9 protein-coding genes are annotated in these 12,137 nt (G+C 43.7%); 7 read left to right on the top strand and 2 right to left on the bottom strand.

The annotated features are described in order from the left end of the window. Positions 1-4 precede the first annotated feature (4 nt). Together IFO66_RS14485 and IFO66_RS24115 are read right to left on the bottom strand one after the other, a co-directional pair. Positions 5-1,225 (bottom strand): hypothetical protein, encoded by a 1,221-nt coding sequence (locus IFO66_RS14485; RefSeq protein ID WP_192025839.1) that lies wholly within the window; start codon positions 1,223-1,225, stop codon positions 5-7. A gap of 361 nt (positions 1,226-1,586) precedes the next feature. Then, on the bottom strand, positions 1,587-1,721 hold the full coding sequence (locus tag IFO66_RS24115; RefSeq protein WP_273015453.1) for a hypothetical protein: 135 nt from the start codon (positions 1,719-1,721) through the stop codon (positions 1,587-1,589). Positions 1,722-2,315: 594 nt separating this feature from the next. Here IFO66_RS24115 and IFO66_RS14480 point away from each other — a divergent pair. The 7 genes from IFO66_RS14480 (at position 2,316) to cydC (ending at position 11,973) form a co-directional block, all read left to right on the top strand. Beyond that, positions 2,316-2,645, top strand: coding sequence for a PadR family transcriptional regulator (locus IFO66_RS14480; protein ID WP_192025838.1), 330 nt, complete (start codon positions 2,316-2,318; stop codon positions 2,643-2,645). A 15-nt stretch (positions 2,646-2,660) separates the two neighbouring features. After that, on the top strand, positions 2,661-3,530 hold the full coding sequence (locus IFO66_RS14475; RefSeq protein WP_192025837.1) for a pentapeptide repeat-containing protein: 870 nt from the start codon (positions 2,661-2,663) through the stop codon (positions 3,528-3,530). 231 nt (positions 3,531-3,761) lie between these two features. After that, positions 3,762-5,324 carry a polysaccharide lyase 6 family protein gene (locus tag IFO66_RS14470; RefSeq protein WP_192025836.1) on the top strand — a complete coding sequence of 521 codons (1,563 nt, stop codon included), beginning with the start codon at positions 3,762-3,764 and terminating at the stop codon, positions 5,322-5,324. A 642-nt stretch (positions 5,325-5,966) separates the two neighbouring features. Next, positions 5,967-7,334 carry a cytochrome ubiquinol oxidase subunit I gene (locus IFO66_RS14465; protein WP_192025835.1) on the top strand — a complete coding sequence of 456 codons (1,368 nt, stop codon included), beginning with the start codon at positions 5,967-5,969 and terminating at the stop codon, positions 7,332-7,334. Beyond that, positions 7,331-8,344, top strand: coding sequence for a cytochrome d ubiquinol oxidase subunit II (locus IFO66_RS14460; RefSeq protein WP_192025834.1), 1,014 nt, complete (start codon positions 7,331-7,333; stop codon positions 8,342-8,344). The genes IFO66_RS14465 and IFO66_RS14460 overlap by 4 nt, the downstream gene beginning before the upstream one ends. Positions 8,345-8,450: 106 nt before the next feature. Further along, complete coding sequence (cydD, locus tag IFO66_RS14455; RefSeq protein WP_192025925.1) at positions 8,451-10,244, top strand: thiol reductant ABC exporter subunit CydD; 1,794 nt, start codon at positions 8,451-8,453, stop codon at positions 10,242-10,244. A 1-nt stretch (position 10,245) separates the two neighbouring features. Next, positions 10,246-11,973, top strand: coding sequence for a thiol reductant ABC exporter subunit CydC (gene cydC / locus IFO66_RS14450; RefSeq protein WP_192025833.1), 1,728 nt, complete (start codon positions 10,246-10,248; stop codon positions 11,971-11,973). Positions 11,974-12,137: the final 164 nt, after the last annotated feature.

The raw sequence follows: 12,137 nt of genomic DNA, 5'->3' as shown, positions 1-12,137 counted from the left end.
TTCATCACCTCATCCCAGACAGTTTTTCACCTGTAATGGCATTGACAACATACCGACCATACAGATCATAATTAATAGACGCTCCACTTTGAGGGTCTTTATAAGTATCTGGCTTTGCAATATCCATGACCCAAGCCGGTATTAGTTTGTAACTTCCAGCATCTCCTTCTGGGATAGATACATAATTCAATTCTAAGGTCGTTATTCTTGTGCCTTCATTCAAGATAAGTTCATCATATTCATCGAGTAACACACGTAGAGCTTCTGCTGCATGGATGAGAGATTGCTTCTTTCCACTTTTTGCAGGATCGATATCGTAGAGATTACCTGCACCAATACGAACAATACCATCTTTAGCATATTCAACTTGGATAACAGTCGTTGGCATGTAATTGCCCAAATGGTCCGTTCTTGCGCCAGTTGCTGACTCCCATTTCACATTCGTCACAGGTATTTCATCAACTAATTGTCTATAATGGATCAGGTATCGTTCATCATCTTTCGACCAGTGAATTTCTCTCTCTTCATTCTCCATATTGCGGTTCTTCAGATTTTCTCGGTACAGGGCATAGTGTCTCTCGACCGTCTCCAAGTCTATCGAATACGCTTCTACAACATCTAGTCTTGGGAGACCAATCTTATCTAATTTGTCTTTTACAACCGCAAGTGCATCAGCATACGTCTCAAAGGACAAATCCGTGTAGGATTGATAATTACTTCTAGTCAGGTTTTCGTTTAACTGCTCATTCATGTCGGGTGACCCAGCCGATATGCCAATAACAGATGAAGACGAAAGATCGTGTAAGCCCTCTTGAACGACACCGTACGATAAACCGCCATTCACATCAGACTTTGTACCGAAGCTTTTGCCTCCATCATATACGTATAAATACTCGATCATGCCTTCTTTCTTAGCTTTAAACCCTGGTCCTACTGCCTGCGGAATATGCTCTACAATTTCTCCACGAAGAAGATGCTTTGTAACGCTCTCGGGATCAAGCTCCAAATGTCGAGTGATATAGATATTGGCAGAGTCGATGGACTTCACCGCAGATGGATCAAAGGCTGTCGTGAGATTTGTTGGAAGTTTCACGGATTGCAAGTAAGTAGGTAAATCTACAGTTTCAGATGTCGGTTCCCGTTGTTGTTTGTCTTGGGTACGCGTGCAGCCAGTAATAGACAACAAGAACATTAAGCTTGCCGCTAATAATAGTAATGTTCGCATTGTGATCGTTGTGTCCTCCTTTTATTCATAGAACAGTAGAAAATACAGGTGGCGAGTACACCTGCATCATCTGCTGACAATTATTTTACTGTACTGTTGTGAAAAAGTTATGGTGACCAAGTTCCATTTACACTATATGCCCCGAAGTTATAGTTTGATGGGTATCCAGCTAATTTAATGCTAGTACCCACTCCTCCATAGCCGGAATTATAAGTAAAGCTGCGTTTGCCCGCTGTTGAAACGTCGGTGATCCAATTTGCAGCTATAGTTGTATCATTGTTATTACCTGGGGCTAAATAATATGTCGTTGGAGCAGAGGAAACACTAGGATTGACATAAGCGGAATTAGATGAGGTAACAGTCATGGCACCGGTTTTTTTAAACTGCCCACAAAACTTCCCGAAAAACTAAAACTATAAATTGATGCGAATGCAGAGGCCGACAGTGTAAGAGAAAGACAAGCAACTCCCATAATACTCATAAGACGCTTCTTCATATTCGAATTACCTCCTCATAGTAATTTGTCATATGTATAATTAATCTGCCTTATACTCGCCCTCAAGCAAATTAAATATGACCTACTTCTACTATTTCTCATCATTAATCCCAGATCTTTATATCCTTCAAATAAACAAGTTGGTTGATTACGAAGACAAAATCAGCATTGATCAACGAAAAAGAAAGATAGACTTTTTATGAAATCATTGTTGAGGTGTTTGACGTGAACCATAAAGGATGAAAATGAAGTGAATTGGTGGTAACTCTATGACTAACTTAAGGGGTAGGTGAATCTGCGATACTGGCAGTTAGTATATGATCATTTCATAACTACAGGCAAGTCTTTGACATGCTGAGTGAAGAAATTAGGATTTCATTCATGCTATTTAATTCTTGGGATAGCGTAGTCTTTCATAGAAGGAAAGAATGTACTCTGTTCTTAACCCGACCATCACAATACGTGCTAGCTGCATATTGAAAATCATTTGATGCTAATAGCGGTAACAAATTTTTCAGGGAAAGTATAACAACAAAAACACTACCTTTACAGACATAGTAATATATCTTATCATGTTGTTATTGAGGTGATGGAATGAGCGAGAACAAGATCACATCCGATCTGCTGCGCGGACATACTGATACGATGATTTTACGACTACTGTCCGAAGCTGATCGATACGGTTATGAGATCGTCAAGCTAATTGCCGAGCGTTCAGGCGGCAATTATGAATTAAAGGAAGCAACGATGTACTCCAGCGTCCGGCGACTTGAAGCCGAGGGGGATATCGAATGGTACTGGGGCGATGAATCACAGGGCGGAAGGCGTAAATATTTTAGAATTACCGCTAAGGGAAAAGATACATACGCCCGTAACATAAGCAATTGGGAATTTGCAAAGCGCGTGTTAGAAAACTTGCTATAAAGGGGAGTTGTAGTGATGAATCATAGATTGACGGACTATTTAAATAGCGTTTTTGCGCCATATGGCGAGGTGAAAAGCGTCTCCGAATTGAAAGCCGACTTACTCTCCGATTTACAGGAACGGTATCGTGAACTCAGAGCTGAGGGTAAAGACGATGAAACAGCGTTCAAGATGAGCATTGATAGTATCGGTGACATCGAGCAAACAATAGTAGAGGTAGCGAACCTCTCCCGTTCACTGGAAAGGCCAGTACCAATAAACCTGCATGCGATTGATCTGCAGGAAAGCGATTTTGCTGGCGTCATTTTACACAAGGGAAAGTTCAAAGTGAACTCCTTGCGCGGAGCTGATTTTACTAAAGCAGACCTGACTGGTAGCTCGTTTGCAACGAGCGATGCGAATGGAGCCATTTTTGACAACGCAAATCTGACGGACTGTAACTTATCGACCATGGACCTGACAAATGCGAGCTTCCATAAAACAATCCTTGTTCGCACTGAATTCAGCACGTCCGGGCTGGACGGAGCAACTTTCAAAGACGTAAAACTGACCGACGTCACTCTTGTAAAGAGCGACCTTAGAAAAGTAAACTTTGAGAACTGCATCTTTAACGGCGTTGATTTTAAGCATTGCGACTTGAGGGGAAATCATTTTGATGGGCAAACATTTATCGGTGTCAACTTTAACAAATCTGCACTGAACGAGGTTTCATTTAAGGGATCAACACTCAAGAACGTATCATTCCGCCTTCCTTTTTCGATGACCAACAAATCTTACCTTGATTTCAAAACCGTCTGTTTTGACGGCGCGACGATGGATAAGTTGACCTATGCTGCACTTAAAGGTTTGTGGGTTGTCGATTTGTCAAAAGTTACGGTCATGTAAGAGAGAATTCGAAGATTATTTATTGTAGAAATTGAAAATCAAGTTGGGACATAGCCAGCCGATTTCGTATCATACGGAATCGGCTTTTGTACAATTTTATAGGTAAAGCGTCCTTTATCAATTGATTCCATGTTCCTATTTTTTAATTTTGTGCAAATTTAAATGTACTTTATACCAAAAAAAGGTTATATATAGAGAGTAATATTACAATTATATACAGAGGTGACCGTATTGAGAAAATCTAGTAAAGTTAGACGATTATTACTAATGACCTTATTATCAGTAACCTTGCTTCCCGTAACAAGTTATTCGTTAGCGGACAATCAGCCAGCAGGTGGAGCGCCTGGAGTAACAGACGTAGTATATGACGCTGCGCTTAAAACCGGGGTAGTTAATGTGTCGACTTCTGCTCAGTTGGAGAGAGCTATTGCCCAAGCAACTGCTGGGACAACCATTGTGTTGGCAGACGGCATCTATACAGGAATCAAAGCACTGCAGATCAGTGGTAAGCATGGTAGCAAAAATAGTCCGATTACGATTAAAGCCGCCAACCGTGGACAAGCGATTATTGCTGGTGCTGAAGTACTACAAATTGTTCGTTCCTCGCATATAGTCGTTGAGGGCCTTAAAATCACGAACACCGGAACTGCCACCCGCAGTATAGCGGTTCAGCTTGACGGCTCGAACAACATCCGACTGACACGCAATACGTTTGCCGTTCCTGCAACTGGAAATAAGATGATCTGGCTGGAGATCAAGGGTAAAGGTAGTTCCGACAATCGGATTGATCGCAACAATTTCGAAGGAAAAACCGATTCTGAGCCAGTAATTGCTTATAGCGGATATAATAATGGACAAATTAAAGAAATTTCTCAGCGCGACGTGATTGAATACAACCATTTCCACCAAACATCGTCTACTAAAGATAACGGCAATGAAGTGATTCGTCTTGGAATATCGAAGATTTCTTTAACCTCTGGTCACATTAAAATCCAATACAATCTATTCGAGGATTGTAACGCCGATAAGGAAGTCGTGTCTGTAAAAACAGGTGACAATGAAGTTAGGTACAACACTTTCCGAAATAACAGTGGCGGACTGACAGCCAGACATGGGCATAATAATAAGTTCTACGGGAATTTCTTCTTTGGAGATGGTAAGAAAAAGGTGCTTGGCATTCGAGTATATGGAAATGATCATAAAATCTATAACAATTATTTTCAAGGTATAACAAGTCAGGCGATATTTTTGGATAGTGGCGATTATGACGGAGGTACAGACGGTAAGGCACCGAATCATACAGAAGATGATTTAAAGAAACAATGGCGAGTGTATCGTGCCACTGTTGTAAATAACACCATCGTTAACAGTACAGTCGGCATTACGGTCGGTTCAACGAAAAAATACGCTCCGAATGGCAGCTGGATAGCCAACAATATCGTTTCTAACCAGACGGGCATCTTATATGAGGAAAACAGCATTACAGACACCGTCTTTAAGGGCAATATCGGCTTTGGAAGCACATTGAATAATACCTCGCGTGGACCGTCAGAAATCGTGGCCGTCAATCCAGCTCTCACCATTTCTGACGATTTGCATAAACTATCTGCCAACAGCCCAGCTATAAATAAAGCAGTAATCGACAGCCAGCTTGAGCAGCGAGTAAATGTGACAGATGATATGGATGGTCAGCTACGCTCACAAACCGATGTGGGCGCTGATGAATTTTCAAATGCGGCTATCAGCCGTAAACCGCTTACAAAGAATGATGTGGGTCCAAACGCACCGGAATGAAGAATGAAGAAATGATTGTATCATAGATATCCAAATATCGAACCGTTCCCCTAATTAAAGGTGGAACGGTTTTTTACGAGTATTAACAGCCAAGGCATGGATGTGCCATTTTCAACGGACAATTAGCAGCATTCGAAAGGGGAGAAGACTTGCAGCAATACACAGGAGCAAATCAATCAATGGTCCCATTGAGAGATGTGATGTTTTTCACAGAGTTGTCAGAAAGAGGTGTCGCTTTCTTGAACATTTAGGGTCAAAGATGTGTCACTGATTGAAATGCTTCGTAACAAAGCTATACTAATTTTAGCTATTAGGTCTCGTCTAGTACTTTGACTGCATTCCGTACTAGGTTCATACAGGTCATCAGATCCCGCTTCAACCAGTAACGAATGGGGTAAAACTCAATAAACGTGTGAGAAGATATCATTACGTCTCGTTTTGTGAAAAAAATCCCATATTACATATCAAATTCGAGGAGCTTGTATTTAGAGGAATTCATATTAAATGAAAACGGAACATGCAAGGATATTTTTGAGCCTGACCGAACTAGATATGGAATGAAGCCTCACGGCTTACAGACTTAAAACTAAGTATCCATTTATAACGAAAATGGAGCAGAAATTTGAAAGGTGGCAATATAGAATGGCAATTGATACGGTGATGTGGAGCAAGCTGGTAACAGGAATGACGTTAGCGTTTCACGTTATTTTTGCGACGCTTGGCGTCGGTGTACCATTAATGATCGCTATTGCAGAGTTTATCGGGATTCGCAAAAAAGATCCCCATTACACATTAATGGCGAAAAGGTGGACACGTGGATTTATCATTTCAGTTGCAGTTGGTGTCGTGACTGGTACGGCGATTTCACTGCAACTGGCTCTGGTATGGCCGAATTTTATGAAAATGGCCGGGAATGTCATTGCACTCCCGTTATTCCTAGAAGTATTCGCGTTCTTCTTTGAAGCTATCTTCCTCGGTATTTATTTGTATACGTGGGATCGGTTCAAAAATCCGTATATCCATTGGCTGCTAACAATCCCGATTGTGATCGGGGCATGTATGTCTGCTGTATTTATTACAACAGTAAACGGATTTATGAATCAGCCTGGAGGCTTTGTCATGGAAGCAGGTCAATTCACAGCGGTTGACCCGGTGCAAGCGATGATGAATACAGCGACGTTCTCCAAGGTGTTCCATGTATTAAGTTCAGCCTATTTGACAGGAGCTGCTTTGTTAGCTGCAATTGCAGCCTTTACGATGCTGAGAAAAGGTGTGTCCGCCTATCACAAAAAAGCGTTGAATCTGATGATGGTGCTTGTGTTGGTGTTCGGTTTGCTCAACACGCTAGCAGGAGATGTGTCCGCCAAGTTTTTGGCAGAACATCAGCCAGAGAAGCTTGCGGCGGCAGAGTGGCATTTTGAGACTGAAAAAGGCGCCGATTTGATATTAATGGGTTGGCTAAATGCACAGCATGAAATAATAGGGGCGCTGCACTTGCCGAAAGTACTCAGCTTCCTAGCCTTCGGTGATTTTAACGCAGAGGTAATCGGACTGGAGGAATTCCCTAAGGATGAATGGCCGCCGCTGCTCGTTCACTACCTGTTTGATCTGATGGCCGGAGTCGGATTTGCACTGCTCGTTATTGCGCTACTGTATTTCTTGTTTGTGTTCTGGAAAAAGCGCAATGAACTTAACAAGTGGATGCTTCGTCTCATCGCACTATGTGCACCACTCGCATTTTTGGGTGTTGAACTGGGCTGGTTCTATGCAGAGATCGGGCGGCAACCGTGGATCATCCGAGGATATATGCGTGTAGAGGAAGCCGCTACAACATCACCGAGCATTAGAATTTTATTTTTCGTCTTTTTGCTTCTTTACATCGTACTCGGCACCATGTGTGTGGTTGTACTCAGACGCTTGTTCAACAATAATCCACCAGAAGTTGAAATGGAGAAATGGATGAAGGAGAAGCGCAATCAATCTATTGAAAAGGGTGAGTCCACACGATGAGTTACGAGCTAATTGGCATCTCGGTGCTCTGGCTGTTCTTATATGGCTATCTAATTGTAGCCTCCATTGATTTCGGGGCGGGTTTCTTCGCCTTTTATGCACGCTGGACGAAGCAGGATCACTTGATTAATCGTCTGATTTCCCGTTATTTATCACCCGTTTGGGAGATTACGAATGTATTTTTTGTCTTTTTCTATATTGGCATCGTTGGATTTTTTCCGGATACGGCCTATTACTATGGCAACGCACTGATTGTTCCGGGGAGCATTGCCGTTATATTGCTCGCGATTCGCGGTTCATTCTATGCTTTTGAAAATTACGGTTCTAAGAAAAACATTGTGTTTCTCTTCTTGTACGGGGCAACAGGTTTGCTTATTCCGGCTTCGTTGTCAGTCGCACTAACGTTATCTGAAGGCGGCTTTATTGTAAAGCAGGGTGAGACGGTTTCTCTGGATTACTGGGCGCTATTTACCAATCCGTTATCGTGGAGCATCGTTGGACTTGCGATTGTGTCCGTGTTGTTTATTAGCAGCTCATTCCTAGCCTTTTACGCTTCTCGTGCAGAGGATCATGCCGCGTTGAAACTAATTCGGGGCTATGCTCTGTTCTGGAGCACACCGACGATAATTATCGCATTGACTGCCTTTATTTATTTGGGACAACACAACGAGCGGCATTTTCAAAATATGATGGATCTTTGGTGGTTGCTCGCGCTTTCGGTCGCGTTCTTCATGATCGCGATGTGGCTGCTTTATAACGGACGCCGTTACGGATTAGCCTTTATATGTGTCATGCTGCAATTTTTCACTGCCTTTTTCGCATACGGGATTGGGCAATATCCATACATTCTTGATCCATACATCACCGTTCAGAGCAGCGCAACTTCACCTGCGATGGGCATGGCGCTAGTTGTTGTGTTTATCGGTGGATTGTGCATGTTAATTCCTTCACTTCTTCTGGTCTTCAAACTGTTCTTGTTTGATGCGGATTATGTAAAAGGAAAAAAATAAAGTTATTTTATCTATTACGGCCTGTTAGAGGTTTCTCTACAGGCTTATTACAAAGGAGGAGAGATCTGTGAAGAAGAAAAAGAAATCCAGTCTGATTTCTCAGCAAATGTCTTCACAAAGGAAACGTATGGCCCTCCTCACGGTCATTTCGCTCGCACTTGGTGCGGCCATTGTTAGTCAGGCCGCGCTGCTCGCTGAAGCCGTTCAGCGGATTTTTGTGGAGGAAGCTTCATTAACATCGCTTATGATGCTGCTCAGTATACTGCTAGCGGTTATGGCAGTACGAACGTTGTTGTCTTATGGAAATGGCAGAATTGGTTTGCATATGGCTGCCAATGCCAAAACGAATATGCGAGCAGCGGTGCTGCAAAGCTTGGCCCATGCTTCCATGCCTTCAACCCTTCGTGGACAGACAGGAGGGAAGGTCAGCATTGCGCTGGATGCTGTGGATGAGGCTGACAGTTACTTCAGTCTGTACATGCCGCGTATGATGGAAGCTGCTATCATCCCGATTCTGATCTTGGTCGTTACCTTTGTGCTGCATGCCAATACAGGCTTCATTATGCTGTTTACAGCTCCGTTTATTCCGATATTCATGATTTTGGTAGGGCTAAAAACAAAAAATAAATCAGAAGAAAAATATGCGGAACTGGCCCAGTTTTCAGGTACGTTTCTAGATTCTCTGCAAGGGCTGGTTACGTTAAAAATATTTGGACGGGCTGAGCGTCAGCAGAAAGAGATTGAACGCAGCAGTTTGAGTTACCGTGATGCGACGATGGGTATTTTGAAGATTGCTTTTACAAATACGTTCATGCTGGAATCAATCGTGATGTTAAGCATCGGTATTGTTGCTCTAGAATTGGCAATCCAACTTCTCGTGTTCAAATCGATGACGTTCCACACCGCCTTTCTCGTATTGCTGCTCGTTCCCGAGTTTTATAGCCAATTAAAAAATATGGGGACCGCTTTTCATAGCGGTCGAACAAGTATGGGAGCAATACGTAAGGTGGAACAAATGCTTGCTGCAACAGAAGGGGAAAACAACAACCTGGATGGCAAGCAAGAAGTAATTATAGAAGCAGGCGCATCTAGCAATAGCAGTAATGAAATGGAACAGGTAGATAGGTCCCAGACAGCTCATGCAGTGCTACTACCCATGCCACCATCTATTGAATTGGATCATATCCGCTTTAAATATACACCTGATTCATTTGAACTTGAGACAGGCTCGATTTCTCTTGGCCCGAAAGAACAGATTGCCATTGTTGGAAAAAGTGGTTCCGGTAAAACAACCTTGCTGCATCTCATTGCTGGTTTACTGAAGCCAGAATCGGGTACGGTTCGGGTGAATGGAATCCCACTTTCACAATACGATGAAACAGCATGGTTCAAACATGTCAGCTACATTACACAGCATCCCTATATTTTTGCAGGCACATTTGCTGAAAATATTTCGATTGCTGCAGGTCGTAACGTCTCAAGAGCTCAAATTGAGCAGGCAGCGAAGGATGCAGGACTTAGTGAACTCGTTGCTCAATTGGAGCAGGGATTGGATACGTTTGTTGGTGAAGGAGGCAGAGGACTGTCTGGTGGAGAAAAGCAGCGGCTTGCCTTGGCGCGCGCTTTCTTGAAACGGCCTGCCATCATCTTGTTTGATGAACCAACAGTGGGACTGGATTTGCACACCGAGCGGGTACTGCAACGTTCCATTGCCGAACTTGCAAAAACGGCTACGATGATTACGGTCGCTCACCGATTATATACGATTCAACATGCCGATAACATTTTATTTATGGACAATGGAGTGCTAGTAGATTCGGGACGACATGACGAACTCCTAGAGCGCCTACCTCAGTATGCTGAAATGATTGATGTCCAACGAAAAGGGGGAGGGGATTAGCATGAATGAGCTGGCTGTTTTGTCGAAGGCTATGTTTCAGGAGCGTAAAGATATCGTCCTTTCCATTTTGGGCGGATTTATTGCCGGCATAGCTGGTGTGATACTCTTTTCCACTAGCGGATATTTGATCTCGCAAACGGTATTTGCGCCACCGCTTTACACACTAATTGTGCTCACATCGCTAGTTAAATTGCTTGGTCTGCTTCGGGCGGCAAGTCGTTACGGAGAACGCTTATATTCACATCGGGCTACATTCTCCATACTTAGCCGTTTGCGTACCTCTTTTTTTGCCAAGCTTATTCCAATAACGCCGGGGATATTTAACAAACATCGGAGTGGAGATCTGCTTGCGCGGATCGTTGGGGATGTAGAAAGCTTGCAGCACTATTTTTTGAGAGTCGCATATCCACCAATCATTGTCGTCATGGTATTTTTGGCTACGATCCTGTTTACTTCGGCCTTTTCGTTCTGGATTGCATGCTTGTTTGTGCTAGGAATGCTGGCAACGGCACTAGTTGTGCCGGGAATTGTTTTGTTAGGTCAGCGGAAAATACATGGACGAGTTCGCGAGCAACGGGCATTACTTTCTACGGAAGTAACCGAAGTATTGTATGGTTTCCGAGATTTGAAAGTATACGGGCAATTGGCACAGCGAGAGCAGCAGCTTCAGCAAGCCTCAGCTCTTTTAGCAAATGAACAGCAACGAGCAGCCGCGCACTTGCTGCGCGGGCAATCGATGCACGCTTTTGTTACGTTTCTCATTTCCTGGGGTGTGCTGGCTCTTGGAGCCTATTTAATTATGGATGGGGCACTTGCAGGTGTATTTCTTGCCATGTTAGTCATGGCCGCGCTAACCGTATACGAAGAAGCGACTGCAATGGCGACATTACCTGCGTATAAGCAAGACAGTGAACACGCTGCTAATCGACTGACGGAAACGGTGCCAGCCTTTGATGTGCAGACTTCACAGCCAAGCGGCGCGATGTCTGTTGATCATGCCGCTTCGATCGAGCTATCTGGTGTTACGTTTCAATATGAAGGGGAGTGGAGACCTGCGCTCCGAGATTTGTCGCTGCATATTTTACCTGGCTCCAAAACGGCAATAGTCGGACCAAGCGGGTCAGGCAAATCAACCATTATCGATTTGCTGCTCAAGCTGCGTACACCAACGGCTGGCGATATACGATTCAACGATGTTTCGGTGAAGGAACTGGATGAAACGAGTATATGGAGTTCGGCTAATGTGGTACTGCAGCAAAGTCATTTCTTCCGAGGAACGATCCGGGACAACCTGCTATTAAATGGAGAAGAACATGCTGACGAACAACTGTTGGATGTGTTGGATAAAGTACAGCTGTCGAGTAAGTCATTGACCGATATCGTATATGAAAAAGGGGAGAACTTGTCTGACGGCGAGAAGCAGCGGCTGGCTCTAGCGCGGGCTATGCTTCGCAAAGGACGATTATGGCTGTTGGACGAACCTACCTCCTCGCTGGATTATGTGACAGAGCAGCACGCTTTGAAGCACCTTTACGCACAAGCGGCTAATGACACGCTGCTATTGATTTGTCATCGCCTTACCGGATTAGAAGAGATGGATCAAATTTTAGTCATGGACCAAGGTAAGGTCGTTGAAACGGGTTCCTATTCGGAGTTGATGGAGCAAAGAGGCTACTTTTATGAGATGAAGAAAATCGAACAGCAAATGATCGGAGAAGATGGACTGTAAAAGATGGTAAAGACTTAACTGTGTAATTGTTAAGTCTTATAGTTGTACGCCCAGCATGGGCGTCATCTCTAGGGTGAAAGTCCCGAACGGGGGCTGGCGAACGCCTACCGTTAGCCAAGAGCAAGGGTGTCTGTCGTGAGGCAGAATCTGAAGGAAGCTGGAGG

The sequence above is a fragment of the Paenibacillus arenosi genome (genome assembly GCF_014841135.1).
GTDB classification, from domain to species: domain Bacteria; phylum Bacillota; class Bacilli; order Paenibacillales; family Paenibacillaceae; genus Paenibacillus_B; species Paenibacillus_B arenosi.
The sequence above is the reverse complement of the archived record's forward strand: the minus strand, read 5'-3'. Positions and strand labels throughout refer to the sequence as shown.

Bases quoted from the DNA above. Each gene is read 5' to 3' on its own strand.
- IFO66_RS14465 (WP_192025835.1), top strand. From the start codon at position 5,967: ATGGCAATTGATACGGTGATGTGGAGCAAGCTGGTAACAGGAATGACG.
- cydC (WP_192025833.1), top strand. From the start codon at position 10,246: ATGAATGAGCTGGCTGTTTTGTCGAAGGCTATGTTTCAGGAGCGTAAA.
- IFO66_RS24115 (WP_273015453.1), bottom strand. From the start codon at position 1,721: ATGAAGAAGCGTCTTATGAGTATTATGGGAGTTGCTTGTCTTTCTCTT.
- IFO66_RS14480 (WP_192025838.1), top strand. From the start codon at position 2,316: ATGAGCGAGAACAAGATCACATCCGATCTGCTGCGCGGACATACTGAT.
- cydD (WP_192025925.1), top strand. From the start codon at position 8,451: ATGTCTTCACAAAGGAAACGTATGGCCCTCCTCACGGTCATTTCGCTC.
- IFO66_RS14485 (WP_192025839.1), bottom strand. From the start codon at position 1,225: ATGCGAACATTACTATTATTAGCGGCAAGCTTAATGTTCTTGTTGTCT.
- IFO66_RS14460 (WP_192025834.1), top strand. From the start codon at position 7,331: ATGAGTTACGAGCTAATTGGCATCTCGGTGCTCTGGCTGTTCTTATAT.
- IFO66_RS14475 (WP_192025837.1), top strand. From the start codon at position 2,661: ATGAATCATAGATTGACGGACTATTTAAATAGCGTTTTTGCGCCATAT.